Here is a 26,164-nt window from a genome sequence, read left to right as displayed (position 1 = left end):
GGGACTTACTTGCTGGTGACGGCCAGGACTTCTTCGAGGGTGGTGATGCCCTGCAGGGCCTTGGCGATGCCGTCCTGGCGCAGGGTCTTCATGCCGCTCTGGTTGATGGCGATGTCGTTGATCTCGGTGGCGTTCTTGCCGGTGCCGATCGCCACGCGCAGCGGCTCGTCGATCACCATCAGCTCGTGGATGCCCATGCGGCCCTTGTAGCCGGTGCCGCCGCAGCGCGGGCAGCCTGCCCCGCGCATCAGCTGGGCGCCGCGCAGGTCGCGCTCGGTGATGCCCAGGCGGCGCAGCACGTCGGGGTCGGCGTTGGTGGGCGCCTTGCAGTCCGGGCAGACCTTGCGCACCAGGCGCTGCGCGACCACGCCGACCACGGCCGCGCCGATGTTGAAGTGCTCCACGCCCATCTCCTCGAGGCGCACGATGGCGCCCGGCGCGTCGTTGGTGTGCAGCGTGGCCAGCACCAGGTGACCGGTCAGGGCCGCCTCCACGGCGATCTTGGCGGTCTCGGTGTCCCGGATTTCCCCCACGAAGATGATGTCCGGGTCCTGGCGCAGGAAGGCGCGCAGCGCGCGGGCAAAGGTCAGGCCCGCGACCGGGTTGACCTGCGACTGGATGATGCCGGGGATCTCGTATTCGACCGGGTCCTCGATGGTGGTGGTGTTCTTTTCCGGCACCGCGATGCGCTTGAGGGTCGAAAACGACGTGAAGGACTTGCCCGAACCCGTGGGACCGGTCACCAGGAAGATGCCGTTGGGCTTGTGGATCACGTCCAGGTAGCGCTGGAAGTTGTGCTCGGAGAAGCCCAGCTGCTCGACTTCCGGGATGTTGCCGGCTTTTTGCAGCAGACGCATCACGGCCTTCTCGCCGTACACCGTGGGCAGGGTGGAGAGTCGCAGGTCGAGGTCAATGGAGCCCTTCTTGAAGCGCACGCGGCCGTCCTGCGGGACGCGGCGCTCGCTGATGTCGAGCTGGCCCAGGATCTTGATGCGCGCCAGGATGCTGGCGGCCGCGCCCTTGGGCAGCGAGTTCTGCTCGCGCAGCACGCCGTCCACGCGGTAGCGCACGCGCACCTCGGTCTCGGTCGGCTCGATGTGGATGTCGCTGGCCTCCTGCAGCGCGGCCTCGCGGATCAGGTTGTCCACCACGCGCACCACGGCGTTGTCGTCCAGGCCCGCCGAGATGTCCACGTCGTCGGCGCGCTTGGCGTCCTTCTCGCGCTTGTTGCTCTCCTGCACCAGGCGCTGGTTCAGGTCGGCCATGTCCTTGTTGCCGAAGTAGCGCTCGATCAGGCGGACGATGTCCTTTTCCGCCATCACCGCCGGGATCACCTCTCGCCCGGTGATGAGCTTCAGGTCGTCCAGCGCGAACACGTTGCGCGGGTCCTTCATCGCCACGACCAGCGACTCGCCCTGGAGGCGCACCGGCACCACCGCGTAGCGCCGGGCGGTCGCCTCGGGAATCATCAGCGCGACCTTGGGGTCCGGCGGGTTCTGGACCGGATCGAGGAACTCGTAGCCGAGCTGCGCGGCCAGCGAGCGCGCCAGCATCTCAGGCGAGAGCTTGCCGGACTGCACCAGGGTGTCTTCCAGGCGGCCGCCGCCGGAGTTCTGCTTCTGCAGCGCCGCGTCGATCTCGTCCGCGCCGGCGAAGCCCAGTTCGATGATCACCTCGCCCAGCGGCTTGACCTTGCCCTCTCGGGCCTGCACCTGCAGCGCCTCGCGCAGCTGCGCGCGCGACAGCGTGCCCTGCTGCACCATCTGCTCGCCCAGGCGGCCGCGCTGCGGGTAGTAGCGCTCGATCAGGGATTCGATGTCGCGCGGCTTGGCGAGCAGGAAATGCACGCGGCGGCCGATCAGCGCCTCGATGTCCTCGCGCTTGCGGGGATCACTGGCGACCACCGTGACGCTGCCGCCGCTCTCGTCGACCGGCACGGCCGACAGCCGAAGTGCGTCGGCGCGCAGCATGGTGCCCAGCACCTCGTCGGTGGGTTTGAAGTCGCGCGGGTTTTTCAGGTACACCGCGCCGATCTGCTCGGCCAGCACGTCGTACAGCTGGTCTTCCGAGATGGCCTTCTGGGCGTACAGCGTGGCGCCCAGCGGCTCGCCGGTCTGCTGCTGCGCGTCCAGCGCGACCTGGAGCTGCGCGTCGGTGATCATGCCGCGCGAGATCAGGCGCTGGCCCAGCTTGCCGCCGCCGCCCATGCCGCCCTCGACCGCGTCGAGCGGCGCGACGGGCGTGAGACCCAGTTCCGGGTAGTGCGTGGCGACCGCCCAGTTGATCTCGTCGCGCAGCGCCTGGTACGGCTCGATCATCAGGCCCGAGTCGTCCTCGAGCGCCTCGATGGACACGCTGGACAGCGGATCGACCAGCGCGACGCGCAGCGTGCCGCCCTCGATGGCGAACGGGAACGCCAGGGCGCTCAGGGCCGTCTGGGCGCGCACCGCCATGATCGCCTGCGGGTCCGGCTGCACGACCATCAGGTTCACCAGCGGAATGCCCAGCGCTTCCTCGATGGCGCGCGCGATGCGTTTCTCGCCGACCATCCCCGAGCCGATCAGGATCTCCGCGAGGCGCCCACCGACCTCGGCGTGGCGCACCAGGGCCTTTTGCAGGTCGGCGTCGTTGACATACCCCTGTTCGAGCAGGATGGCGCCGAGGCGACGGTCACCGATTGAGAGAGCCATGATCTTCCTCCTTGTGCAGCGGCGGGTGGTGCGGGGCCCGGTGGGGCCGGAGCGGGGAGTGGCGGGGGGAACGGTGAACTCCGGGGGGGCGGGGCGCGCGGCTCACGTCAGGTTCTCCAGTCGTGGCCGTAGCGGCGCAGCACGAGGCGCTCGAGGCGGCGGGCGGCGCGGGTGTGCGGCAGCGCATTGCCCTGCAGGGGCCGCACCAGGATGGTGTGCAGGCCCGCCAGGTTGCCGCCCAGCACGTCCGTGAACAGCTGGTCACCGACCATGCCCACCTGCCGGGGCGCGAGCCCCAGCGTCCGCAGGGCGCGGCGGTACGCCCGCGGGTTGGGCTTGCCGGCCAGGCCCACGCCGTTGAACTCCAGGCGTTCGAGCCAGTACGCGGCGCGCTTGCCGGTGGCGTTGCTCAGCAGGTACAGACCGGTGCCGAGCTGTTGCAGGTCGCGGGCCCAGCGGATGATCCCGGCCGCCTCCGCGTCCGAGTAACTGCCGTAGGGCACCAGGGTGTTGTCGAGGTCGATCAGCAGGCCGCTCAGGCCGCGCGTGCCCAGGAAGCCGGGAGTGATGTCGGTGACGTGGTCGATCACGTCGCGCGGCTCCAGCAGGCTCATGCGGTCACCGGCGGGCGCAGGCCGATCACGGCCCACATGCGCCCGGTCACGCCGGCGTCGCGGCGGTACGAGTAGAAGTCGCTTTCCGTGGAGCAGCGACCGCTGACCCAGATGTTCGCGGCGGGCACGCCCGCGCCTTCCAGCACGGCGCGGTTGGCGCCCGCCAGGTCGAGATGCGGCTGCTCCGGACGCTCGATCACGTGGTCGCCCAGGCCTGCGTCCGCAAACTGCCGGGCGAGGTCGGCTCTGACACCGTAGCGCTCGCCGCAGATGCCGGGGCCGACCGCCGCGTGGATGTGTGCCGGGTCGGCGCCCAGCGCGGTCATAGCACGTACCGTCTCGTGCGCGATGCGCCCCAGCGTGCCCTTCCAGCCGGCGTGCGCGGCGCCCACCACGCCCGCACGGTCGTCGTGCAGCAGCAGCGGGTAGCAGTCGGCGGTGCCGATGGCGAGCAGCACGCCGGGCGTGGCGGTGACCAGAGCGTCGCCCTGCCACACGCCGGGAGCGTCCACGGTCACGACGCGCGTGCCGTGCACCTGGTCCAGGCGCGCGTAGGCCGATGTTCCGAAGCCCAGCGTGCCGGCCAGCCGGGCGCGGTTCTCGGCCACGGCGCCGGGGTCGTCCTGGCGGTCGTCGAGGTTCAGGCCGCGAAACGCGCCGACCGACACGCCGCCGACGCGCGTGGTGAACGCGTGGGGAGCGGTCAGATGGGGGGCGCGCAGCAGCATCAGGTGTGTAGTATCCCCCGGCATCTCTCACCGGATTCTGACGTCCCGTGCCAGCTCACGCGGGATGGCGGATCGCATTCGCTCACATCCAGGCAGGCCCGTTGCACCCACTTCAAGCGCGCGGCCCCGCGGATTGCTAGAGTCGAATCATGAGTGTCAGCGTAGACCTTTCCGACAAGACGGCCCTGGTGATGGGTGTGGCGAACGGGCGCAGCCTCGGCTGGGCGATCGCGGAGCAGCTGCTGGCCGCCGGGTGCCGGGTGGGCTTCTCGTACCAGGGTGAGCGCCTGAAGGGTGAACTGGACAAGCTGCTCGCCGGCCGCGACGGCGTGTGGTCGCAGCAGGCCGACGCGACCGTCGAGGCCGACCTGGCCGCGCTGTTCGCCCGGGTCAGGGACGAATTCGGGCACCTGGACTACCTCGTGCACTCCATCGCCTTCGCGCCGCGCACCGCCATGGAGGGCCGCTTCCTGGACACCACGCCGGAAGACTGGAACACCTCGCTGCACGTCAGCGCGTACACGCTGGTCGCCGCCGCCCGGCATGCCGAGCCGCTGCTGCGCGGCGGCGCGAGCATCGTGAGCCTGACCTACCACGCGTCGCAGCAGGTCGTGCCCAAGTACAACGTGATGGGTGTGGCCAAGGCCGCGCTGGAAGCCGCGACCCGCTACCTCGCGGCGGATCTGGGGGACCGCGAGATCCGCGTGAACACCATCTCGGCCGGCCCGATGCGGACCATCGCGGCGCGCAGCATCCCGGGCTTCGGCGGGCTGTACGACAAGGGCGCGCGCAACGCGGCGTTCGGCCGCAACGCCACGCCCGAGGAAGTGGGCAAGCTGGCGCTGTTCCTGCTGTCGGACCTCGGCAGCGGCGTGACCGGGCAGACCATGTACGTGGACGCCGGCCTGAGCATCATGACCGTCAAGGAGGACTGAGCGTCACAGCGGGAGTGTCCGGCGTGGAGGCCGCGGGCGGGTGCCCTGCGCGGCGCCGGTGCCCGCGCCGAGTGGTCCCGACCTGGGCATGATCCGACCCTAAGTGCCGGCCGCTATGATGCCGGCCATATGATCCCGACGGCCCCTGTGCTGCCGAACGCGCAGCGCCACCCGATCCGTGCCTCCTTTGCGCCCACGGGCGCCAGTCCTGCCTCCGTGCCACCGGTGTGCGCGTGAGCACGCTCGACCTGCCGTTCACGCTGGACGTCCTCGTGCGGCTGCTGGATACGCCCAGCCCGACCGGCTTCACGCAGGAGGCGGTGGCGCTGATCGAGGACGAGTTGCGGGCGCTGGGGATCACGCCCACGCGCACGCGCAAGGGCGCGCTGACGTGGGAACTGCCCGGCACCGGCGAGCGTCACGTGACCTTCAGCGGGCACGTGGACACGCTGGGCGCGATGGTGAAGTTCATCAAGCGCAGCGGCCGCGTGACGCTCTCGGCGCTGGGCGGTTACGACTGGGCGACCGTGGAGGGCGAGGACGTGCGCGTGCACACCCAGTCGGGCCGGGTGGTCACGGGCACGGTCGTGAATGTCCGGCAGAGCACGCATGTGCACGGCGCGGCGCTGCGCACTCTGCAACGCGAGCAGTCCGTCATGGAGGTCCGGCTGGACGAGCCCACGTGGACCGCGGACGACACGCGGGCGCTGGGCGTGGCGGTGGGCGACTTCGTGAGCTTCGACGCGCGGCCGCGCGTGACCCCGGCCGGGTACGTCAAGGCCCGGCACCTCGACAACAAGGCGGCGGTGGCGGTGTTCCTGGGCGTGACGCGGGCGCTGCTGGCCGGTCCGCCCGCGCACACGGCCGCGTTCCACGTGACCACCTATGAGGAGGTGGGGCACGGCGCGGCGACCGGCATCCCCCCGCATACCGACGAGCTGGTCGCGGTGGACATGGCGGCGGTGGGCGAGGGCCAGCAGAGCAGCGAGCACCACGTGACGCTATGCGTGGCCGACAGCGGTGGGCCGTACGACCACGCCCTGGGCAACCGCCTGCGCGCCGCGGCCCGCGCGGCCGGGCTGGAGCTGCGGGTCGACCTGTATCCCTTCTACTCGTCGGACGGCACGGCCGCGTGGCGGGCCGGCGGGGATTACCCCGTGGCGCTGATCGGGCCGGGCGTGGACGCCAGCCACGCCTACGAGCGCACGCACACGGACGCGCTGGCGGCCACGGGCGCGCTGATGCTCGCGTACCTGCGCGGCGAGGGCTGAGCGGGGAGCGTCAACGCGCGCGGGTGGGGAGCGCGTCCAGCGACGCAGCGCCGAGTTCGCCGTCCGGGCGGGGCAGGCCGCTCGTGTCGAGCAGGTAGGCCGTGACGTCCAGCGCCTCCTGCGCGCTGAGGCTGCCGGGGCGCTCGTCGGGCATGGTCACGGCGATCACGGTGTGCAGGGCCGCGACCTGACCGCCACCGAAGGTCGCCTCAAAATCCGGGCCGCTCAGGGCGGGGCCACTCAGGCCCTCGCGCCGGTCGCCGTGGCAGATCGCGCAGGCCTGGTAGTACAGCACCTCGCCGCGCTGGACCTGGGCCGCGCGGGCGTCGGGGGCGGGCGCTGCGGCCAGCGCGCACAGCGGCGAGAGCAGGAGCGGCAGGAGCAGCGGAACGGGACGCATTCCCGGCAGTGTAGGGACGCGCGGTCAGGTGAAGGAAGGAGCGGTGTACAGATCTGCCCTTGTCCGTGTAGGCTGGACGGGTGCTGTCTCTCCAGAAAGCGGCGACCATCCTCGGGGCCTTCAGCGCCGAGCAGCCCGAGTGGGGCGTGCGCGCCCTGGCCGCGCACCTGAACGTGCCGCGCGCCACCGCCCACGCGTACCTCGCCGGCCTGACCGAGGCCGGGTTCCTGCGCCGCACCCCCGCCGGCAAGTACCGCCTGTCGTGGCACCTCGCAGAGATGGGCGCGCAGCTCACGGCCGCCCTGCCGTGGTTCCAGGAGGCCCGCGCGTTGATCACACGCCTGGCGCTGGAAGTGCGGTCGGTGGCCTTCCTGTGCATCCTGGAAGGCGAGGAGGTCGTCGCCGCGATCCGCGAGCGCCACCCGGACGCGGACGTGGACATGCCGCTGGACGTATACCTTCCCGCGACCGCCACCGCGAGCGGCAAGATCCTGTACGCGCACGCGGAGATCACGCCGCGCACCTTCGCGTCGTGCACGCCCAGCTCGATCACGTCCCTGGACGAGTGGCGCACCGAGGTCGCCAAGGTCCGCAAGCTGGGCTACGCGTACTCGATCGAGGAGTGGGTGACCGGCCAGTGCACACTGGGCGTGCCGTACCACGCGCCGGACGCCCACGGCGGCGGACCGGTCGTCGCAGCGATCGGGGTGCAGATGAGCGCCCAGCGCTACCTCAGCGAGGAGCGTCAGGTGCGTGAGCGCGTGCTGGGCATCGTGCGGGAAGCCGAGGGACTGTAGCCGCTCTCAGGACGTCACGCGGTCGGCGCGGGACCGGTCAGCTGTTTCATCATGGACGGGGTGTCCCACAGGTGCCACAGCTCGGCCCCGCGGCCCTGCTCGATGCGCACGAAGTGCATGTGCCGGACGCGCACGCCGCGCCGGGTGGCGGGCAGGTCGCGCAGAGGCCCGAGGTGGGTGCCCGTCATGACCGAGTGCATGGCGACGACATCGCCGCTGGACATGATGTGCTTGATCTCGAAGTGCAGGTCGGGAAAGGCCGTCCGGAGCATGGTGACGACGCCCTTGAGATGCTGAGGGAAGTTCACACCGGGGGCTTCCTGGTGGTCGGTGGCGGCGGGGAGCAGCAGGTCGTCCACGGCGCTCAGGTCACCCCGGTTGAAGGCCCGCTCGATCATGTCGCTCACGACGGTCACATCTGCATCCAGCTTCATAGTAGACCTCCATTGAGTGGAGTGAGACTACAGTGACTTGAGTTATACTCCTCTTGATGGCAGAAAGCAATGTTCGCCCCCGTATGACCCACCGTCAGCGACAGGCCCAGGCCACCCGCGACCTGATCGTGCAGGCGGCCACCGAGCTGTTTCTGAACACGGGCTACGCCGGCACCACCATGGACGCCATCGCCCAGCGCGCCGGCGTGGCCGTGAGCACGGTGTACGGGGCCTTCACCAACAAACGCACCCTGCTCGCGGCCATCCGCGAGGCGTGGCACCAGGCCACCGGTCAGCGCGACACGTACCGCCTGGCCGGCGAGCAGCCCCACCTCACCGACCGGCTGCGGCTCGCCGCGCACGCCACGCGCCGTCAGTGGGAGCTTGGCGCCCGGATGATGACCATCTACGCTGCGGCCGCCGCGACCGACCCCGAGGCGGCTCAGGAACTGCGCGCGGCCCTCGACGGACGGCGCACGAACATCGGCCGGATCGTCGGCGCGTGGGCCGAGGACGCCCACCTCAACGCCGCACGCTTCCGGGCCGCCTACCTGGCCCTGACCCGCGCGGAGGTGTACCTGGAACTCGTCGGCGAGTTCGGCTGGACCCCCGACGACTACGAGGCGTGGCTGCTCGAGCACCTGATCGCCGAGGTGCAGGGATGCCGCACGGCGGGCGGGGAGGCAGCCTCCCCGCCCTGACGCTGACCACGGAACAACACGACGCGCGCCGAGGCCTTCGCCCGGCGCGCGTTCCTCTGACCGTCAGACCGGCTGCGGCGCCAGGGTCAGAGGCACGGGCAGGTTCGTGCGGGCGCTCTCGTACGCGCCCAGCACCAGTCGCACGCTCTCGCGGCCGTCCTCGCCGCTGCACACCACCGGCGTGCCCTGCTCGATGGACTCGATGAAGTGCACCACGCTGCGGACGTGTGCGTTGTCCACCGTGGCGAAGTCGTACCACGTCTCGTCGGCCGAGCCCCAGTCGGCGTAGCCGAACTCGCGGTTCACGAAGCGCAGCCGGGCCTTGCCCAGGCGGTTGCTGCACTCCAGCGCGCCCTGCGTGCCGTACACGAAGAAGCTCTCCTCCCAGCCGGTGGCCGTCCACGCGTTCTCGACGCTGGCAATGGCCCCGCTCTCGAAGTCCAGCGTGGCGACGCTGGTGTCCTCCACCTCGATCTGGAACTTCAGGGTGGCCATGCGGGCGTAGATGCTGCGCACGTCGCCGCCGAAGTAGCGCGCGAGGTCCATCATGTGGCAGCCGTTGTCGAGCAGCGTGCCGCCGCCGGACGCCGCGAGGCTGCCGAACACGCCGCGCACCTGCTCCGCGCCGCCCCAGTCGTGCGCCTGACGCAGCCGCATGAACGCCACGCGTCCGATGCGGCCCTCGTCGATCAGGCGCTTGGCCGTGCGCGCCAGGGGATTGGAGCGCAGGTGGTGCCCGGTCTGCAGCACCGTGCCGCTCCGGCGGGCCGCGGCGATCATGGCGTCACACGCGTCCAGGTCCAGCGACAGCGGCTTCTCGCACAACACGTGGATGCCCCGGTCGAGCGCGGCGATGGTGGCCGGCGCGTGGTACGCGTTCGGGGTGCAGATGCTGACCGCCTGCACGTCCTCGTGCTCGAGCAGCTCCTCGAAGCTGGCGTAGGCGCGCACCTCCCATTCCTTCTCGCGCAGCTGCCGGATCGCCTCGCTGGCGTCCACGATGGCCACCACGTTCACGCCCGCCTGCTTGTAGCCGTCGTAGTGCCGCTTGGAGATCCCGCCCGCGCCGATGATCGCCGCGCTGACGACCTTGGTGGGCGCGGTCACTTGGGCTCCGGCAACGCTTCGAGCGGCTGGCGGTTGCCGAAGGCGCGCGGCGCGCTGGCGGTCGGCGCGGTCCAGCGGGCGGCGTTGGCAATGACCTGACGCACGCCGTCGTGGAAGTACGTGGGGTAGGTCTCGTGGCCGGGGCGGAAGTAGAAGATCTTGCCGCTGCCGCGCCGGAAGGTGCAGCCGGACCGGAAGACCTCGCCGCCCGAGAACCAGCTCACGAAGATCAGCTCGTCCGGTGTGGGGATGTCGAAGTGCTCGCCGTACATCTCCTCGGCCTCGATCTCGAGGTACTCGCCGACGCCGTGCGCGATGGGGTGGCTGGGGTCCACGACCCACAGGCGCTCCTTGTCGGTCGCCTCGCGCCACTTCAGGTCGCAGGACGTGCCCATGAGCCGCTTGAAGGGCTTGCTGAAGTGCCCGGAGTGCAGCACGATCAGGCCCATGCCGTCCCACACGCGCTGCACGACCTTCTCGGCAATGACGTCGCTGACGTCGCCGTGCGCCTTGTGGCCCCACCACAGCAGCACGTCGGTACTGCTGAGCACCTCGTCGGTCAGACCGTGCTCGGGCTCGTCGAGGGTCGCGGTGCGGACGTCCGTGAAGCCGTGGGCCTTCAGGCCGTCGGCCATTGCCACGTGCATCCCCTGCGGATAGACGGCGGCCACCTTGGGGTTCTCGTGCTCGTGGCGGTACTCGTGCCAGACGGTAATACGGGGCTGCGTGGGCTGGGTCATAGGGTCTCCTTGGGGAGGGAACTGAATCGATTCAGCTTAAGGCGTGGACATGAAGCCGGGTGAGCTTGTGTAGGTCAGATGCGCCGCCGATGCTAGCGGAAAATTGGGGCAGGTGAAGCAGGGGCCATTCACCCGGTCGGGACGGCCCCTCGCCATTCGGCCGACGCGCCGCCGATGCAGCGCCTGACCCTGCTGGACAGCGTCACCGTTGCGTGCCCGCCGGACGTGTGGTACTCAGACCAGCTTTCAGGACGGCTTTCATCCACTCCACGCTGCCCTGAACAGCTGACCACGACAGCGACTTCACCCGCGACCCTGTCCGACGGTCGGCCGGATGCCTGACCGAGTATGGGCAGTGCCTCTCCCCTACCCCAGCCCCCCGACGTCCGCCTTCAGCGCGTCGAGTTCGGCCCGCAGCGCAGCCGACCGCGTCTGCGCGCCGGCCAGCCGCACCTGCTCGTGTTCGGTGAAGCGGGTGTAGGGACTGATCGCGTCGCGCAGCCGCGCGTCGGCGCGTTCCTGTTCGCGCTCGTACTCGCGCCGGACGATGCGTTCGAGGGCCTCGCGTAGCGCGGCGACCTTGTCTCGCAGCTGCCGGTGTGCCTGGAGGCGTTTGTTGGGCAGCACGAACAGGCCCAGGCTACCCAGCGTGAGGCCAGCGAGAATACCGCCCGTGAAGTCCAGGGCGGACGCGCCCACCAGCACGCCCAGCGTCGCGCCGATGCCCAGGCCGCCCGCGAGCCCGCCGACCGCGCCCTTCATGGCGTCCTCGGCGTCCCGGGAGAGCTGCCGGCCGAGTTCCTGCTCGGTGGTGAGTTCCAGGTGTTCGCGGGCGCTGCCGGCGATACCCTCCAGCAGCGCGCCCCGGTCGTAGGAGAAGCGCGTGCGGGCGACCTCGTTGGACGGCTGGCGGCGGATCAGGAACGCCTGCACGTCCTCCCAGAAGTGCAGGTTGGCCTCCACGAAGCGGTCGATCATGGAGCCGAACTGACGGTCGATGGCGTCCGGAAGGTCGGCCACCGCCTCGCGCCGGAACGCTTCCTCAAGGTCGCGGGGATTCAGGAGGCCGCGCAGGTTGGAAAACCTGAGCTTGTCGTCGATGAAGCGGTCGGCGCGCACCTCGAACTCGGAGAGCAGGCGGGCGACGCGGTTGAGCTGCCCGTCGAGTTCGCCCAGCATGGCCTCACGGTGGCGTTCGCGCTGCGCTTCCAGGTCGCGCAGGATGCCCAGATCCTCTTTCAAGGTCGCGCGGGCGGCGTCGGCGCGGGCGTCCTCGCCGCCCAGCAGTTCGGCGGCGGTGCCCAGCGGCCCCTGGAGTTTCAGGCGGGTGCGCCCCGTTTCCGACAGGCGCATGCGCAGCACCTCGCGCAGGGCGTGGAAGCCGGGATCGCCGCCCCTCTGCTCGGCCCGCGCGGAGATCAGCAGCACCGGCGGCGTGAGGCCCAGCACGCCGCGGGCGCCGATCTCGACGAACTCGCGCACCTGGGCCTTCTGTTCGGGGGTCTCCAGCAGGTCAGCCTTGTTCACCACCATGATCACGGCGCGGCCCCACTTTGCGGCCAGGCTCAGGAACTGCCGTTCGGACTCCGTGAAGGGCCGGTCGGCGCTGGTCAGGAACAGCACGAGGTCCGCGCGGGGCAAGAAGCCCTCGGTGAGGGCCTGATGCTGGCGGATGATGGCGTTCGTGCCGGGCGTGTCCACCAGCGCCACGCCCTCCAGGCTGGGCAGCGGGTACGTCAGGCGGCTCACGAAGGGATCGCGCGTGGGTTCCATCTGGCCGGGCTGCTCGCCGTGCACCAGGACGTAGATACGGTCCGTGGTGGGCGTGACCCCCTCGGGCAGCACCGCCGCGCCCAGCAGGGCGTTCACGAAGGAACTCTTGCCGGCGTTGAATTCGCCCACCACCACCAGCAGGAAGGTCTCGTCGAGCAGGCGGGCGGCGGTGCGGGCGTGCTCCACGGCCTCGGGCGGAGCGCCCTGGGCGTCCAGGAACGCCTGGATGTCGGCCAGCAGGGTGCGCTCGCGGGTCAGCAGCGCCTGCACGTGATCGGAGACGAGCATGGGTGGCAGTGTAGAGCCTGTCCGCCCGTGCAGAGCAGCCCACTTTATTTTCTACTGCGGGGCAGTACAGTGTCGGCTGTGACGTGGCTCATTCCGGTGAACATCGACGCGGGTGCCCAGGCGACTTTCAGTGACTTCGTCCGCGATCTGGACGGCAGGCTCGCCGATCCCGGCACGGACCGGGTGCGGCTGGCCCGCGAGATCCTCGCCGAGGCGATGTACGGTCGCGCGTACGAGCAGCTCACGGCGGACGCGCCGCTGGCCGCGCTGAACCTCGACTCGCGCAACGTCACCTTCGAGGCCGAGTACTACATGGCGACCGACCAGGAGAAGTTCGCGCGGGTCAAGCCGCTGCTGTGGCTGTGGAAGACCCTCGACCTGACGCCCGTCGGGCAGAATCCGGTGCTGGGCATCCCGGTCCGCCGGGTGCTGGCGGGGCACATCTTCAGGCGGGTGGGCGCGGACTTCAAGTGCTGGCAGAACGTGGAGTTCTCGGTCGGCTACAACATGGAGGTCGGCGACAACGTGGTCGTCCACCGCCACGTGCTGCTCGACGACATCGGCGGCATCGAGCTGCACGACGACGCCTCGGTCAGCGACTACGTGAACATCTACAGCCACACGCACTCGGTGCTCGACGGCCCGGACGTGACCCTGAAGAGGACCGTGATCGGGCGCGGCGCGCGCATCACGTACCACTCGACCATCCTGGCCGGCGCGGTGGTCAGCGACGACGCCATGCTCGCCACCCACGCCCTGCTGCGCGACGACATCCCCCCGCACGGCATCGCCATGGGCGTCCCGGCCCGCACCAGCCGCTTCAAGGTCCGCCCCGAGTCGGACGTGAAGGTGGATTCCCGCACGTACCCGCACGACGCGGGCCGCAAGGCCAACCCGCAGTTCCCACAGCCCACGCCCGGCCAGACCCGCCTGCCCGACGAGCGCGACGCGCCCCTCGCGGCGGGCCAGGTGGTCAAGCGGGGCTAAAAAAGCAGATGGCCAGGGCGCCGTGCCTCCAGCCATCCGCCTTCCGCGTCGTTACAGCTCGGTCGTGTCGCCCGGCTCCAGCACGCGCACATCTACGCCCAGCGCCCGGCCGGCCGCGGCAAAGACCTGCGGGTCACCGGTCAGGGCCGGGAAGGTGCCGTAGTGCATGGGAATGGCGACTTTCGGGCGCAGCAGGTCCAGGCAGCGCCCGGCTTCCTCGGGGCCCATGGTGTAGTGGTCGCCGACGGGCAGGATCGCGGCGTCCAGGCCACGGTCGCCGATGAGACGCATGTCGCTGAACAGGCAGGTATCGCCCGCGAAGTACACGCGCTTGCCGCCCATCTCGATGACCAGGCCGGTGGGCATGCCGCCGTAGGTGCCGTCCGGGAAGGAGCTGGAGTGCCACGCGGGCGTGAGATAGACGCTGCCCCATTCGGCCGAGTACGTGCCGCCGATGTTCATGCCGACGGCGTTCGCAGCGCCGTGCTTCTGCGCGTACCCGCCGATCTCGGCCGTGCCGACGATGGGGACGCCGGCCTTGCCGAATTCCAGCGCGTCGCCCCAGTGGTCGCCGTGCGCGTGGCTGATCAGCACGGCGCTGAGCTTCCACTCCAGCGCCTCACGCAGCGTGACGGGACTCTTGGGATTGTGGCTCAGGAAGGGATCGAGCAGCACGCGGTGCTCGCCGCTGTGGAGCAGAAAAGCGCTGTGACCAAGAAAGCGGATGTTCATGCGTGACCTCCGGGGTGACCTGGGCCGAGGCTAGGCCGGGCCGGCGCGCCGTGACTGGCAGCGGGCACACATCTTCGCGCCGTATAGTGGTCGCGCACGCGTCCGCCCCGCCCCGTTTCTCCCGGCCACAAGGAGCCTTCCGCCACCCCATGTCCACGGTCTTCGGTCTGGTGAGTTTCCGGGATGTTCTGGACATCCTGCTGGTCACCTTCCTGGTGTATCAGGCCTACCTGCTCGTGGCCGGGACGCGCGCCGTGAATGTGGTGCGCGGCATCGTGGTGTTCGCGGGCGTGTGGATGGCGGCGCTGCTGCTGAACCTCACCACCCTGAGTTTCCTGCTGGGGCGCGCGGGCACGGTGGGCCTGTTCGCGCTGGTCGTGGTGTTCCAGCCGGAACTGCGCGCGGCGCTGGAACGTGTGGGCCGACCCCGCGGGCGCGACGTCTCGGCGGGCGTGGCGGCGCTCCAGGCGGTGGTGCGGAGCATGGAGCGCCTCGCGGAGCGGCGCATCGGCGCGCTGATCGCCATCGAGCGCCGCACGCCGCTGGGCGAGTACGCCGAGACGGGCGTGACCCTGGACGCCGTGGTGAGCGTGCCGTTCCTGGAAGCGCTGTTCGCCCGCAACGCCCCGCTGCACGACGGCGGGGTGATCATCCAGGGCTCGCGGGTGGTGTCGGCCGGATGCCTGTTTCCGCTGCAGTCCAGCGACGGCACGTACCGGCGCTACGGCACGCGCCACCGCGCGGCCCTCGGGCTGTCCGAGGTAACGGACGCCGTCGTGCTGGTCGTCAGCGAGGAGCGCGGCAGCATGCGGATCGCGCTGGGCGGCCGGCTGGGCCCGGACCTGAACGGCGCCGAGCTGCGTGAGCAGCTGCGCGCCCTGATCTACGACCACGGCAGCGTGGGCGGGATGCCGGCCCCGGCCGAGGGCGTGGCGGCCGGCACTGAGACCTTCCGGGAGCGGGCGTGAGCGGCGGGCCGTCTGTATGGCGTTCCGGGCTGGAGGCCGGACGGCGCTGGACCCAGCCGCGCTACATCTGGATGCGTACCGTGCACAACCTGGGCCCCAAGCTGCTGTCACTGCTGATCGCGCTGACCCTGTGGTTCCTGGCGACGTCGAACCGACGCGCGAACGTCGAGCAGGGCTTCGACGTGCCGGTCACGGTGCGCGATACCACCGGCGGCCGCGGAGAGGGCACGCGCGCGTTCAGCGACCTGAACCCCGCCACCGTGCGCGTGACGCTGTCGGGCCGCCCGGACCGCCTGCGGGAACTGCGTCCCGAGAGCATCGAGGCCATCGTGGACGTGACGGGAGAGCCCGAGGGCAGCTTCAGCCGGCCGGTGACGATCACGGCGCCCAGTGGCACGACCGTCAGCCGCCGCACGCCGGACCGCGTGCAGGGCTTCGTGGACACCCAGGTGGTGCGCACCCTGCCGATCACCCTGAGCGTGACCGCGCCGTCCGAGACCAGCCTGCCCCGCTATCAGGTGACGCCCACGGACGCCAGCGTGAGCGGGCCCGGCCGGGTGGTGACGACCGTGCAGAGCGTCGCAACCAGTCCCACCACCGTGTTGCCCGGCGGAGAGCGCGAGACGCACCTGATCGCCCTGGACGCGGCCGGCGATCCGGTGGAGGGCGTGGTCCTGCGGCCCGACACCGTGACGCTGCGCCGCCTGGACACGGGAATCCTGCCCATCAAGACGCTGCCGGTGGTGCTGGCCAGCCCGCCGGCGACCCTGCGCGTCACGGCCGTGAGCGTGCAGCCCAGCGCGGTGCGGGTGGTGGCCGCGCCGGAACTGCTGGCCCGCCTGCGCGAAGTGGCCGGCCGCGTGGATTACCGCGCGGGCACGTACACGGCGCCCGTCACGCTGAGCGTTCCGGCAGGGGCGCAGGCGCTGGAGAGCGTGAGCGTGCGCCTCACGGTGAAGGCCGTGCCCACGCCCCTGCCCGCGGCCGGACCCACGACCCCGCCCTGACGCCTGACCGTGCGCTGAAGTCTGCACCGGGTACAGCCATTCTGGACACGGCCGGGAAAGGCCGTGCCGGTCGGCATATCTGTCTGTGACGCCGGGACCGCCGCGGCCGAAACGCGACCGGATCATCAGACGGCGGACAGGCCGTGGAGGTATACTTTCTCAATGATGTGGAGACTCGGCCACATGACGCTGTGATTGCGTACCTGCTCCCTACCCACTCCAGCGCGGACCTGTCCGCACCTGACTGGGGCTGGTGGGAGCAGCGCGTCCGCCTGATGGTGCGCCCCAGGCGGTACGAACACGTGTTGCGGGTTGCAGACCTGGCCGCCCGGATCGCCGCGAACAACGGCCTGGACGAGCAGCGCGCCTACGCGGCCGGCATCCTGCACGACATCGCCCGCGACCTTCCGGACGACGAGCTGCTGCGCCTGGCACCGCCCGAGTGCGCCATCGACGCCGCGCACCCGCTGGCCCTGCACGGCCGCGCCGCCCGCACGCTGCTGTCGCGCTGGGGCTACCGCGACACCGTGGTCCTGGAGGCCGTCGAGGACCACACGACTGGCCCGCGCGGCGGCAACGACGTCTCGGCGTGCGTGTACATCGCGGACGTCTCGGAACCGGGGCGCGGCGTGAACGCCGACATCCGCGAACTCGCCCTGAGCGACCTGAATGCGGCGCTGGAGCGCTCCATCGTGTCGAAAGTCACGTACCTGCAGGGCAAGGGCATCCAGGTGCATCCGCGGACCCTGCGGGCCTATCATGCCTTGCCGTGCAGCGCCCACCCCTCCCTGACATCGACCACGACTTTCCCGCTGCCGGGCGCGTGACCCCGCCCCGCCCCGGCGGCGGGCGTGGGCTGGCCGGCCTGCGCGCCCTGCAGGTGTTCGGCCTGAGCGTCGCGGCCCTCACGCTGGGCGGACTGGCGGTCGTGAGCCGCGCGGGCGGGCAGGCGGCGCCGATCAGCGCGGCGCCCGGGCAGGCCCCGCATTTCACCGTGCTGATCGCGGGCCGCGACATCATCTACTGCTACTACCACCAGCCGTGCAAGGACCAGGGCCAGCGCGAGGGCGTGATCCAGCCGCCGAACACCGACACGCTGATGCTGGTGAAGGTGGACGGCACAGACGTGCACGTGCTGAACATCCCGCGCGACACGAACGTCGGGGACTTCGACCGCCGCCGGGGCATCGCCTCGCAGAAGGTGAACAGCCAGTACTGGGACGGCGGTCCGCAGGCCCTCACGCGGGCAGTGGAGACCATCACGGGCGAGCACGTGGACTCCTACGTGATCGTGCGCACCGACTACGCGGAACGTGTGATCGACGCGCTGGGCGGTCTGGACGTGAGCGTGCCGGAGCCCGGCATCGAGTGGGTGGACAACGCGGCGGGCGTGAACCTGAAGCTCGCTCCGGGCGACCACCACCTGGACGGCAAGCAGGGCGTGCTGTTCCTGCGCGTGCGCAAGGGCTTCGGGGACGACTACGGCCGCATCGACCACCAGAAGCAGGCGCTGACGCAGCTCGCCGGGAAACTGCGCACCCCGCAGGGCCTCGCGGCGCTCCCGGTGATCGTGGGCGGCGTCGGCAACGGCGTGGAGACGAACGTGGACCCGAACGTGCTGCTCTCGCTGCGGCCCTTCCTGAGCCAGCTGAAACTGAGTTTCGCCACCCTCCCCACCGACACCATTCCCGGCACCTTCAACCTCGCCGTGAACCGCGAGCGCCTGGCGCAGGTGTGGGGGCAGACCAGGGCTGCCACCACGCCCGACGTGCGCGTGCGCATCGTGGACGCCAGCGGCGACGCCCTGGGCGCTGGCCTGGGCGCGGCGCTGCGCGTGATGGGGTACCGTGATGTCCAGGTCCAGACCGTGGCCGCGAGCCGCGAGGCCAGCCAGGTGTTCACCCAGCAGGATGTCGCGCAGGCCAGCGCCCTGGCAGACGCCCTGAACCTCCCCAGACTGCAGGGCGAACGCTTCCCGGTCAGTCCCGGCGAAGTCGGCATTCTGCTCGGCGGCGACGCGGGCAGCCACCTCGCCGCCCTCAAACAGCTCAACCCCACTCCGGAGACCCCATGACCACTGATCCTGACCGCCTGACCCCCACGACCCCCGCCCGGCAGCCCGGCCTGCACGCGCAGCTGCGCGCCATCGTGGACGCCGCCCGCGAACGCCGCGCCGAGGACGTCGTGGTGCTCGACCTCACCGACGTGTCCTCCACGCTGGACTACTTCGTGATCTGCACGGCCACCGCCGGCCTGCAGCTCAACGCCGTGCAGGAGAACATCCGCGAGAAGGCGCTGGAGGCCGGTCTGCCGCGCCCCAGCGTGGAGGGTCCCAGCGAACGCTGGCTGCTGCTCGCCTTCGGCGGGAGCGTCGTGGTGCATATCATGACCCGCGACGCCCGCGAGTACTACGACCTCGAGGGCCTGTGGAGCGACGCCCGCACCGTGGACTTCCCCGAAGCCGAACGCTGAGCGCACAGGCCATGACCCGGCAGCCCGTCACTCCGGCTGCCGGGTCATGGCCTGTGCAATGCCGGCGGGCAGCTCCCGCGCCACCCGCTCCAGGGTGCGCCCCGCCGCGGCCCGCACCATCTTCGAGAACGCCTCGCCGCCCCACCCGCCGCCGTCCGGCAGGCTCAGGTGCGCGCGGAACACAAATGAAAAGGCCAACGCCGCGCCGACGTCCGTGACGCCGTCCACGCGGGCCGTGCCCTGCACCTCCACCCACGCGCGCTCGCCGCTCAGGGGGGCGGGGTCCAGCGCCGCGCCGTCCGGCAGAAGCCGCAGGCGGCTGTGGAAGGGCAGGTCGGCCTCGCCCAGCACGGGCAACGCCACCACCAGTTCGCCGCGCACGCCGTCCTGGTCCGCCGACAGGTGACGCAGGAAGCCCACGTCCGACAGCGCCCACGCGGGGTCCCGCACGAACTCGAGCGCACGCTCCGGCGTGCCCGGAAACGGCAGGGTAAAGGCCTGGGCGGCCTCAACGACCATGCGGCCGGGCCCCGCCGGGGACCACGCTCAGTCCACCCACTCGATCACGACCCGGTGCTCGGCCAGCGCGGCCTGGAGTTCGGCGTCGCCCGCGCTGCGCAGACGGGCCAGGTGCGCGAAGCGGGGCGTGGCCGACGCGAAGCCCAGACGCACCACGACCTCGTCGCTGAGTTCGTCCTTGCCGATCCGCCACACCAGTTGCCCGCCCAGCGCCTCGAGCTGCCGCGCCAGATCGGCGGGCAGCAGGCCAGCGTCTGCGGGTTCCGGGACGCCCTGATCGCCTGGCACGTCGGTCATGCGGGCATTGTACGCGGCGGGGCGGCGGGAGTAGAACAGGGCCCATGACGCCCCCCCTGAGCTGGCGGACCCTGGAGACCACGGTGGGCCTGGACGCCCTGCCCGCCTTTCACCGCGCGTTCCTGACGTGGCGCGGCGTGGAGGGCGCGGCGGACATGCCGCTGCGGCGCGTGCAGCAGCGGGTGGAGGCGGAACTCAACCGACTGGTGCAGGCCGGGCAGGCCACGCGGGACGGCGAGGACTGGCAGCTCGCGCCGGGCACGCTCGACACCTTCGAGGCGTACGGGGCGCTGGGGGCGGCCGGTGCGGGGCACGCGGGCGCTACGCTGGACGGATGAGGACCTCCGCTTGAGCCTGCGTATCCTGGGCGGCACCGCTAAGGGCCGCGAACTGCGCGTGCCCGAGAGCGCCCGCCCCAGCGGCGCCCGTATCCGCAAGAGCCTGTTCGACCTGCTCGCCGCCCGCGCGCCCGCTGCGCGGTTCCCCGCGTTTCTGGACATGCACGGCGGCAGCGGGGCCATCGGCCTGGAGGCCGCCAGCCGCGGCCACGACGTGACGCTGATTGAGAAAGACGCGCGGGCCCTGAAGGCCCTGGAGGCCAACGCCCGCGCGCTGGAGCTGCGCGTCCGGATCGTGAAGGGCGATTCCGGGGGCATGCTGCCGCGGCTGGGGCCTTTCGATGTGGTGTTCAGCGACCCGCCGTACGAGGCGGACATCCCGGCGCTGGCGCGGCAGGTGCTGCGCAGCGGCGTGCTCAAGTCCAGCGGCCTGCTGATCTGCCAGCACCCGGACCGTCTGCACCTGCCGGAACATGCGGGCTTCGAGCTCGAGGAGCGGCGCTACGGCAGCAACACCCTCACCGTGTACCAGCGGTCGGCCGGGGACGACCCGGAGGGCGCCGGCCGGGATACCATTCCAGGGACATGAACGCCGTCTTTCCCGGCTCCTTCGATCCGATCACCAGCGGCCACATGGACGTCCTGACCAGGGCCGCGAAGATCTTCGACCACGTGACCGTGACGGTCATGCACAACGCCCGCAAGCAGGGCCGCCACCTGTTCACGCTCGACGAGCGCCTGGACATCCTGCGCGAGGCGACCGCGCACTTCGGGAATGTCGGCGTGGACAGCTTCGGCGGCCTGCTGGTGGACTACATGGCCCGCACGCCCGGCAGCGTGATCGTGCGCGGGCTGCGGGCCGTGAGCGACTACGAGTACGAACTCCAGATCGCGCACCTCAACCGCCAGATCGGCAACGCGGAGACGGTGTTCATCATGGCCGCCACCCGCTGGAGTTTCGTGAGCAGCTCAATGGTGCGCGAGATCGCCAGCTACGGCGGCGACGTCTCGGAGATGGTGCCGCGCGCCAGCGCCGGCGCCCTGCGCCGCAAGCACGAGGACGTCTACCGCGAGCGCGAGACGCAGGCGGCTGTGCTGAACGCCGAGAGCCGCTGACGGGCGGGCCCCCGACCTTGGTCCACTGCCCGGCCGCGCGGCGGCGCCGGATAATGCGGTATGGCCCTGACTGTTCCCGTGCGGCGCGCCCGTGGTCGCCCGGCGTGGCGCTGGGGTGACCTGAGCCTCGCGGCGCGCTTCAACCTGGCAAGCCTGCTGGTGCTGCTGATCAGCATGCTGGTGACCGGGTGGTGGGTGGGCGCGCAGATCCGCCAGGGCGTGATCCACCGCACGGCGGCCACGGCGGCGCTGTATGTGGAGAACTTCCTGGTCACGCAGCTCCAGGAACTGGGGTCCTCGACGTGGCTGTCGGCCGAGCGCAGGGATGCCATCGAGCACCTGCTGGCGACCACGCCGCTGGGCCGCGAGATCGTGTCCATCAAGATCTGGGCGCCGGGCGGCCGGGTGGTGTACGGCCAGGACGCCGGGGGGGTGTTCCCGGTCAAGGAGGACCTGGAGCGCGCGTGGCGGGGCGAGATCTCGGCGGACATCACGAACCTGCGCGACGAGGAGAACGCCTCGCAGCGCGGCAAGTTCCGGCACCTGATCGAGACGTACGTGCCCATGCGCATCGAGGGGTCCGACCGCGTGATCGCCGTGGCGGAGTTCTACCAGACGACCGGGCCGCTGGAAGCGGAGATCGCGCAGGCCCAGCGGCGGTCGTGGGCGGCGGTGGGCCTGACGACGCTGCTGACGTACCTGCTGCTGTCCGGGCTGGTGCGCCGGGGGTCCGACACCATCCGGCGGCAGCAGGCGACGCTGCGCGAACAGGTGGGCACGCTGGAGCGCCTGCTCACGCAGAACGCGCAGCTGCACGGCCGCGTGAGCCGGGCCGCGGCGCGCACGGCGGCGCACAGCGAGCGCGTGCTGCGGCGCGTGTCCAGCGACCTGCACGACGGCCCTGCCCAGGACCTGAGCTACGCGCTGCTGCGCCTGGACAGCCTGACCACGCACGCCGCCGGGCAGCCGGCGCAGGAGGCCGCGCTGCGCAGCGTGGAGCAGTCGCTGGAGGCCGCGCTGCGCGAGGTACGCGCCATCGCCACGGACCTGCGGTTGCCGGACCTGCTGGGCCTGAGCCTGCACGAGACCCTGGAGCGGGCGCTGCGCGACCACCGCCGCCGGACCGGTGTGGACGCCACCCTGCACGCCGAGGCGCTGCCGGACGGCGTGCCGCTGCCGGTGAAGATCACGGCCTTCCGGATCGTGCAGGAAGCTCTGAACAACGCGGCCCGGCATGCCCCGGGCCGCGCGTCGGCCGTGCACGCGGACGCGCAGGGCGGCTGGCTGACCCTGCGGATCACGGACGGGGGGCCGGGCTTCACGTGGACCGGCGGAGCGCGCGAGGGGCACCTGGGTCTGGTGGGCATGCGCGAGCGCGCCGAGAGCCTGGGCGGCACCTTCACCGTGACGGCCCGGCCAGAAGGCGGCACCGCCGTCGAGGCGAGGGTGCCCCTGCACCCCGCGGAATCACACCCGGAGGACCGCGATGACTGATGCCACCGAACCCCACACCGACGCCGTCCGGATCGTGATCGTGGACGACCACCCGCTGTTCCGCGAGGGCGTGGCCGCCACGCTGGGCGCCGAATCGGGCCTGGAGGTGGTCGGCGAGGGCGGCAGCGCCGACGACGCCCTGCGGCTGTGCACGGCGCTGCTGCCGGACCTGCTGCTGCTCGACCTGAACCTGCCGGGCGGCGGGATGCACGCCGCGCGGGCCGTGACCGCCGCGTGCCCCGTCACGAAGATCGTGATGCTGACCTTCAGCGAGGAGGAGGCCGACGTGCTGTCCGCGCTGAAGGCCGGAGCGCGCGGGTACATCCTCAAAGGCGTGTCGGGGCGCGAACTGCGGCGCATCGTCCGCTCGGTGTACGCGGGCGAGGTGTACATCACGCCGACCCTCGCGGCGGGCGTGCTGGTCGAGATGGCCGCGCCGGGCCGCGGCGCGCACCACCCGCTGAGCGACCTCACGCCGCGCGAACGGCAGATCCTGGAGGGCGTCGCGTCGGGCCGGAGCAACAAGGAGATCGGCCGGGACCTGGACCTCACGGAGAAGACGGTCAAGCACTACATGACGAACATCCTGCAAAAACTCCAGGTGCGTAACCGCGTGGAGGCCGCCCTGCTCGCCCAGCGCGAGGCGGGCCGCTAGGGCGTCGTGGGCTGGAGCACGGGCGGCTCTATGGGCTGAAGCACCGGCGGGCGGCCGGGGAAGGGCCGGATCACCGTGCGGGCCAGCGTTCTGGACGTGATGAAGAACTGGATCCGGGCGCGGTCCGACGCGGTGCCCTGGATGGTCAGCAGCCGCGCGTCCGAGTCGAAGACGCCGTCCAGGCCGATCCCGCCGACGCGGTGCGTGGTCATGTTGAACAGGAAATCCAGGTTCTTGAAGCGGCCGTCCGGGTGAACGTCCAGGTGCTCGTCGTCGCCGTTCAGCACGCCGTCCTCGTCCCACAGCTCGTAGTGGACAGAAACGAACGGAATGTCCGCGTCGATGAAGCGGATGGTCGTCCACGCGGGCCGGATGCTCTCCCTGTCGAGTTGCATGGCCTCGATGAACTCCTGGTTCTGCACGCGGATGCGGGCGTACATGTCCGCGTTGCCGCCCACACCGAACACGCCGTCCGCGTTGTTCAGGTCGCGCGCCGAGACGGTCCGCAGAACCACCGCGCGCTTGTTCAGCGCCACGCGGGCCACAGCCGGGGCCGGCGCGGGCGGCGGGGCGTTCACGTTCAGGTCGAGCGCGCCGCGCAGCCCGCCTGCCAGCAGCTGGTGCCACTTGCGGGTCTTGAAGTCCTCCTCGAACACCGAGTCGAGCGTCAGCGCCACCCACTTCGCGGAGAATCCCAGGAAATCTGTACGGACGCCGCTGCCATTGCCCTTCCAGTGGCCGTCCTCGGAGCCGCTCACGTTCTTGACCCACTCGGAGATGCGGTACAGGGCCTCCTGGTCCTTGCCCAGGCGCTCCATGTCTTCGCCGCTCAGGGTCAGGGTCCGCGCGGCGTTCCAGACATTCGGGTTGACCTCCGAAACCCACAGCCGGGCCTGGTTCACCCACTGCCGCGCGCCCGCGTAGGCCAGCACGTACGCCCGGTCCCAGTTCGGACGCACGTAGGAGTCGTGGTTCATGCCGCTGCTGTACCCGCCGTGCGGGGTCTGGCCGGCGGCGTTGCTGGTGCTGGCCTTGCCGGTCTTCACGCCGGCGCGCCGGGCGGCGGGCGCGTCAAACCACGTCAGCGTGGCGTAGTCCACGCCGGACGGGGGCGGTTGCAGCTCGGCCCAGTTCGAGTGCGAGTAGAAGTCCTGCACGCTGTGCAGGCTCATGCCCAGCAGCGCCACGACCTGCCGGGCATCGCCCCGGGTCGCCGCCTCGTGGAAGGCGGCGCGGGCGTTCGTGACGTAGCGGTCCCAGTAGTTCGTGACGGCCGCCGGCGAGAACAGGTTGTCCGCGTGCAGCTTCTCGGCCGCCGACTGCACGTCCCCGAAGGCCGTGGGGCTGGACGAGTAATAGTCCACCAGCCAGTTCTCGACCTGCGCGGCGCGGATGGCGGTGTCGTTCATGCCGGCCTCCGCCAGCACCTCGCGGGTCAGGTCGGCGTGGTGGCCGGTGTCGAAGGCGTAGCCCGTGCCCCCCGAGCACAGGGCCAGCCCCAACAGGGTGGTCGCGGCGCGTGCGTGCTGCATGCTTCCCTCCATCGCGCCGGGCCGTCCGGCGGGGCGCGATGGAGGGAAGCATGTGCAGCGGCCCGTGATCACGTCATGACCGGGGCCAACGAAAGAGGCCGGCGCACGTGACCGCCGGCCTCCAGACTGCGCTGCGCTCAGCCCTGCGCGGCCGCCCTGAGCGCCTGCGCCCGGTCCGTCTGCTCCCACGGGAACTCCGGGCGGCCGAAGTGCCCGTACGCGGCGGTCTGCGCGTAGATGGGCCGGCGCAGATCGAGCTGCGCGATGATCGCCTGTGGGCGCGCGTCAAAGTGCTCGGCGACGAGTGCGGCCAGCTCCTCGTCGCTGACCGTGCCGGTGCCGTAGGTGTCCACCCGCAGACTCACGGGGCCGGCGCGGCCGATGGCGTACGCCACCTCGACCAGTGCCCGGCGCGCCAGGCCCGCCGCCACGAGGTTCTTGGCGATGTAACGGGCGTAGTACGCCGCCGAGCGGTCCACCTTCGTGGGGTCCTTGCCGGAGAACGCTCCGCCGCCGTGCGGCACCGCGCCGCCGTAGGTATCCACGATGATCTTGCGCCCCGTCAGGCCGGTGTCGCCGTGCGGCCCGCCGATCACGAAGCGCCCGCTGGGGTTGATGAAGTACTTCGTCTCGGGCGTCAGGTACTCGGCCGGGATCACCGGGCGGATCACGTGCTCGAGCATGTCCGCGCGGATCTGCTCCTGCGTCGCGTCGTCGGCGTGCTGCGTGCTGATCACGATGGTGTCCACGGCGGTGGTGCGCGCGTCATGCGGCTCGCCGTCGCGCACCACCGTCACCTGCGCCTTGGCGTCCGGGCGCAGGTACGGCAGCGTGCCGTCCTTGCGCAGCTGTGCCAGCCGGCGCGTGAGCGCGTGCGCCAGCGAGATCGGCAGCGGCATGAGTTCCGGCGTCTCGTCGGTCGCGTACCCGAACATCAGGCCCTGGTCGCCGGCGCCCACCTCGGAGTGCGCGTTCTCCGGGCGGGCGCGCTCCTCTTCGGTCATCGCGCGCCACTCCTCGCTGCTGCTCACGCCCCCGGCGATCTCGGGGCTCTGCTCGTGGATGGACACCAGCACGGCGCTGTACTCGGCGTCGAAGCCGTAGTTCGCGCGGGTGTAGCCCACCTTCATGACCGCCTCGCGCACGGTCCTCTGCACGTCCACGTGCGCGTGCTGCGCGGTGACCTCGCCCGCCACGACCGCCATGCCGGTGGTCAGCAGCGTCTCGACCGCCACGCGGCTCCCCGGCTCCTGCCGCAGGAACTCGTCCAGCACCGAGTCAGAGATGAAGTCCGCGAGTTTGTCCGGATGACCTTCCGAGACGGATTCCGACGTGTAGTACTTGCGCATGCTCACTCCCGGGGGGGCACTCGGCGTCTCGCAGAACGGCCTGGAGAGGGATGTCGTCCGCTGCCCACCCCCACGCCCCCGACGCGGGACCGTGGCGCCCGCAGGGTAGCGCAGCCGCGCGCCGGACATCAGGAAGCCGGAGGACAGTCGGCGCCCCGTTCCCTGCCCCAGGCCGGCAGACTTGGACGCGCCCGGCCGCGACCCTGACATCCCCCTGACC

The 26,164-nt window shown here is 71.1% G+C and carries 28 protein-coding genes; 15 read left to right on the top strand and 13 right to left on the bottom strand.

The genetic code is table 11. The features are described from left to right. Positions 1–5: 5 nt before the first annotated feature. The 3 genes from HNQ07_RS14870 to pgeF form a co-directional block, all read right to left on the bottom strand. On the bottom strand, positions 6–2,690 hold the full coding sequence (locus tag HNQ07_RS14870) for an ATPase, T2SS/T4P/T4SS family (RefSeq protein WP_184113145.1): 2,685 nt from the start codon (positions 2,688–2,690) through the stop codon (positions 6–8). A 107-nt stretch (positions 2,691–2,797) separates the two neighbouring features. After that, positions 2,798–3,304, bottom strand: coding sequence for a YqeG family HAD IIIA-type phosphatase (locus HNQ07_RS14865; RefSeq protein WP_184113137.1), 507 nt, complete (start codon positions 3,302–3,304; stop codon positions 2,798–2,800). After that, on the bottom strand, positions 3,301–4,056 hold the full coding sequence (pgeF, locus tag HNQ07_RS14860) for a peptidoglycan editing factor PgeF (RefSeq protein WP_184113135.1): 756 nt from the start codon (positions 4,054–4,056) through the stop codon (positions 3,301–3,303). Before pgeF ends, HNQ07_RS14865 begins: the two co-directional genes overlap by 4 nt. A 125-nt stretch (positions 4,057–4,181) precedes the next feature. Here pgeF and HNQ07_RS14855 point away from each other — a divergent pair, with 125 nt between their 5' ends. Continuing rightward, positions 4,182–4,967 (top strand): enoyl-ACP reductase FabI, encoded by a 786-nt coding sequence (locus tag HNQ07_RS14855; RefSeq protein WP_184113133.1) that lies wholly within the window; start codon positions 4,182–4,184, stop codon positions 4,965–4,967. Between the two features lie 233 nt (positions 4,968–5,200). After that, positions 5,201–6,238 carry a M42 family metallopeptidase gene (locus HNQ07_RS14850; RefSeq protein ID WP_184113131.1) on the top strand — a complete coding sequence of 346 codons (1,038 nt, stop codon included), beginning with the start codon at positions 5,201–5,203 and terminating at the stop codon, positions 6,236–6,238. 10 nt (positions 6,239–6,248) lie between these two features. On the opposite strand, the gene HNQ07_RS14845 is transcribed toward HNQ07_RS14850, so the two are convergent. After that, positions 6,249–6,638, bottom strand: a complete 390-nt coding sequence (locus HNQ07_RS14845) for a c-type cytochrome (protein WP_184113129.1) — start codon at positions 6,636–6,638, stop codon at positions 6,249–6,251. A gap of 80 nt (positions 6,639–6,718) precedes the next feature. Here HNQ07_RS14845 and HNQ07_RS14840 point away from each other — a divergent pair, with 80 nt between their 5' ends. Further along, the gene (locus tag HNQ07_RS14840) at positions 6,719–7,435 is read left to right on the top strand and encodes an IclR family transcriptional regulator (protein ID WP_184113127.1); all 717 of its coding nucleotides are present in this window, start codon (positions 6,719–6,721) and stop codon (positions 7,433–7,435) included. Positions 7,436–7,449: 14 nt separating this feature from the next. Here HNQ07_RS14840 and HNQ07_RS14835 read toward each other — a convergent pair whose 3' ends face one another. Next, positions 7,450–7,869 carry an ester cyclase gene (locus tag HNQ07_RS14835; protein WP_184113124.1) on the bottom strand — a complete coding sequence of 140 codons (420 nt, stop codon included), beginning with the start codon at positions 7,867–7,869 and terminating at the stop codon, positions 7,450–7,452. A gap of 83 nt (positions 7,870–7,952) precedes the next feature. Between HNQ07_RS14835 and HNQ07_RS14830 the strand changes: the two genes are divergently transcribed. Next, positions 7,953–8,570, top strand: a complete 618-nt coding sequence (locus HNQ07_RS14830; RefSeq protein WP_184113122.1) for a TetR/AcrR family transcriptional regulator — start codon at positions 7,953–7,955, stop codon at positions 8,568–8,570. Positions 8,571–8,633: 63 nt separating this feature from the next. Here the strand turns inward: HNQ07_RS14830 and HNQ07_RS14825 are convergent, their stop codons facing one another. From HNQ07_RS14825 to HNQ07_RS14815, 3 genes are all read right to left on the bottom strand, one after another. Further along, on the bottom strand, positions 8,634–9,677 hold the full coding sequence (locus HNQ07_RS14825; protein ID WP_184113120.1) for a Gfo/Idh/MocA family protein: 1,044 nt from the start codon (positions 9,675–9,677) through the stop codon (positions 8,634–8,636). Next, positions 9,674–10,417 carry a ThuA domain-containing protein gene (locus HNQ07_RS14820; RefSeq protein ID WP_184113118.1) on the bottom strand — a complete coding sequence of 248 codons (744 nt, stop codon included), beginning with the start codon at positions 10,415–10,417 and terminating at the stop codon, positions 9,674–9,676. The genes HNQ07_RS14825 and HNQ07_RS14820 overlap by 4 nt, the downstream gene beginning before the upstream one ends. A 366-nt stretch (positions 10,418–10,783) precedes the next feature. Beyond that, entirely contained in the window at positions 10,784–12,478 is a 1,695-nt protein-coding gene (locus HNQ07_RS14815) for a dynamin family protein (protein ID WP_184113116.1), read from the bottom strand. Between the two features lie 78 nt (positions 12,479–12,556). On the opposite strand from HNQ07_RS14815, the gene HNQ07_RS14810 reads away from it, so the two are divergent. Beyond that, a complete protein-coding gene (locus tag HNQ07_RS14810; RefSeq protein WP_184113114.1) occupies positions 12,557–13,465 on the top strand; it encodes an acyltransferase in 909 nt (302 codons plus the stop codon). A 51-nt stretch (positions 13,466–13,516) separates the two neighbouring features. Here the strand turns inward: HNQ07_RS14810 and HNQ07_RS14805 are convergent, their stop codons facing one another. Next, positions 13,517–14,197 (bottom strand): metal-dependent hydrolase, encoded by a 681-nt coding sequence (locus HNQ07_RS14805; RefSeq protein WP_184113112.1) that lies wholly within the window; start codon positions 14,195–14,197, stop codon positions 13,517–13,519. 149 nt (positions 14,198–14,346) lie between these two features. Between HNQ07_RS14805 and cdaA the strand changes: the two genes are divergently transcribed. From cdaA to rsfS, 5 genes are all read left to right on the top strand, one after another. Continuing rightward, the gene (gene cdaA, locus HNQ07_RS14800; RefSeq protein ID WP_184113109.1) at positions 14,347–15,165 is read left to right on the top strand and encodes a diadenylate cyclase CdaA; all 819 of its coding nucleotides are present in this window, start codon (positions 14,347–14,349) and stop codon (positions 15,163–15,165) included. 71 nt (positions 15,166–15,236) lie between these two features. Continuing rightward, a complete protein-coding gene (locus HNQ07_RS14795; protein ID WP_184113306.1) occupies positions 15,237–16,172 on the top strand; it encodes a CdaR family protein in 936 nt (311 codons plus the stop codon). A 275-nt stretch (positions 16,173–16,447) separates the two neighbouring features. After that, on the top strand, positions 16,448–16,999 hold the full coding sequence (gene yqeK, locus HNQ07_RS14790) for a bis(5'-nucleosyl)-tetraphosphatase (symmetrical) YqeK (protein ID WP_184113303.1): 552 nt from the start codon (positions 16,448–16,450) through the stop codon (positions 16,997–16,999). Next, entirely contained in the window at positions 16,942–18,246 is a 1,305-nt protein-coding gene (locus tag HNQ07_RS14785) for an LCP family glycopolymer transferase (protein ID WP_229832031.1), read from the top strand. Before yqeK ends, HNQ07_RS14785 begins: the two co-directional genes overlap by 58 nt. Further along, entirely contained in the window at positions 18,243–18,644 is a 402-nt protein-coding gene (rsfS, locus tag HNQ07_RS14780; RefSeq protein WP_229832028.1) for a ribosome silencing factor, read from the top strand. The genes HNQ07_RS14785 and rsfS overlap by 4 nt, the downstream gene beginning before the upstream one ends. A 27-nt stretch (positions 18,645–18,671) precedes the next feature. Here rsfS and HNQ07_RS14775 read toward each other — a convergent pair whose 3' ends face one another. Both HNQ07_RS14775 and HNQ07_RS14770 read right to left on the bottom strand, forming a co-directional pair. Then, on the bottom strand, positions 18,672–19,163 hold the full coding sequence (locus HNQ07_RS14775) for a DUF3809 domain-containing protein (RefSeq protein ID WP_184113108.1): 492 nt from the start codon (positions 19,161–19,163) through the stop codon (positions 18,672–18,674). Between the two features lie 27 nt (positions 19,164–19,190). Continuing rightward, positions 19,191–19,460: a DUF3248 domain-containing protein gene (locus tag HNQ07_RS14770; RefSeq protein ID WP_184113106.1), complete on the bottom strand. Its 270-nt coding sequence runs from the start codon at positions 19,458–19,460 to the stop codon at positions 19,191–19,193. Positions 19,461–19,504: 44 nt separating this feature from the next. On the opposite strand from HNQ07_RS14770, the gene HNQ07_RS14765 reads away from it, so the two are divergent. Genes HNQ07_RS14765 through HNQ07_RS14745 form a run of 5 tightly spaced genes read left to right on the top strand, consistent with a single transcriptional unit; the run spans position 19,505 to position 23,063 of the window. Beyond that, positions 19,505–19,798, top strand: a complete 294-nt coding sequence (locus HNQ07_RS14765; RefSeq protein WP_184113104.1) for a hypothetical protein — start codon at positions 19,505–19,507, stop codon at positions 19,796–19,798. 10 nt (positions 19,799–19,808) lie between these two features. Next, positions 19,809–20,387, top strand: coding sequence for an RsmD family RNA methyltransferase (locus HNQ07_RS14760; RefSeq protein WP_184113102.1), 579 nt, complete (start codon positions 19,809–19,811; stop codon positions 20,385–20,387). Continuing rightward, positions 20,384–20,914, top strand: a complete 531-nt coding sequence (gene coaD, locus HNQ07_RS14755) for a pantetheine-phosphate adenylyltransferase (protein WP_184113099.1) — start codon at positions 20,384–20,386, stop codon at positions 20,912–20,914. The genes HNQ07_RS14760 and coaD overlap by 4 nt, the downstream gene beginning before the upstream one ends. A gap of 60 nt (positions 20,915–20,974) precedes the next feature. Next, a complete protein-coding gene (locus HNQ07_RS14750; protein WP_184113097.1) occupies positions 20,975–22,408 on the top strand; it encodes a sensor histidine kinase in 1,434 nt (477 codons plus the stop codon). Then, positions 22,401–23,063: a LuxR C-terminal-related transcriptional regulator gene (locus HNQ07_RS14745; protein ID WP_184113095.1), complete on the top strand. Its 663-nt coding sequence runs from the start codon at positions 22,401–22,403 to the stop codon at positions 23,061–23,063. Before HNQ07_RS14750 ends, HNQ07_RS14745 begins: the two co-directional genes overlap by 8 nt. On the opposite strand, the gene HNQ07_RS14740 is transcribed toward HNQ07_RS14745, so the two are convergent. Together HNQ07_RS14740 and metK are read right to left on the bottom strand one after the other, a co-directional pair. After that, the gene (locus HNQ07_RS14740; protein ID WP_184113093.1) at positions 23,060–24,595 is read right to left on the bottom strand and encodes a C2 domain-containing protein; all 1,536 of its coding nucleotides are present in this window, start codon (positions 24,593–24,595) and stop codon (positions 23,060–23,062) included. The two genes, HNQ07_RS14745 and HNQ07_RS14740, sit on opposite strands and share 4 nt — an antisense overlap. A 137-nt stretch (positions 24,596–24,732) precedes the next feature. After that, positions 24,733–25,944: a methionine adenosyltransferase gene (metK, locus tag HNQ07_RS14735; RefSeq protein WP_184113091.1), complete on the bottom strand. Its 1,212-nt coding sequence runs from the start codon at positions 25,942–25,944 to the stop codon at positions 24,733–24,735. Positions 25,945–26,164: the final 220 nt, after the last annotated feature.

The sequence above is a fragment of the Deinococcus metalli genome, from assembly GCF_014201805.1.
Taxonomy (GTDB): Bacteria; Deinococcota; Deinococci; order Deinococcales; family Deinococcaceae; genus Deinococcus; species Deinococcus metalli.
Note: the sequence above shows the minus strand (reverse complement) of the source record. Positions and strands in the feature narration are given on the sequence as shown.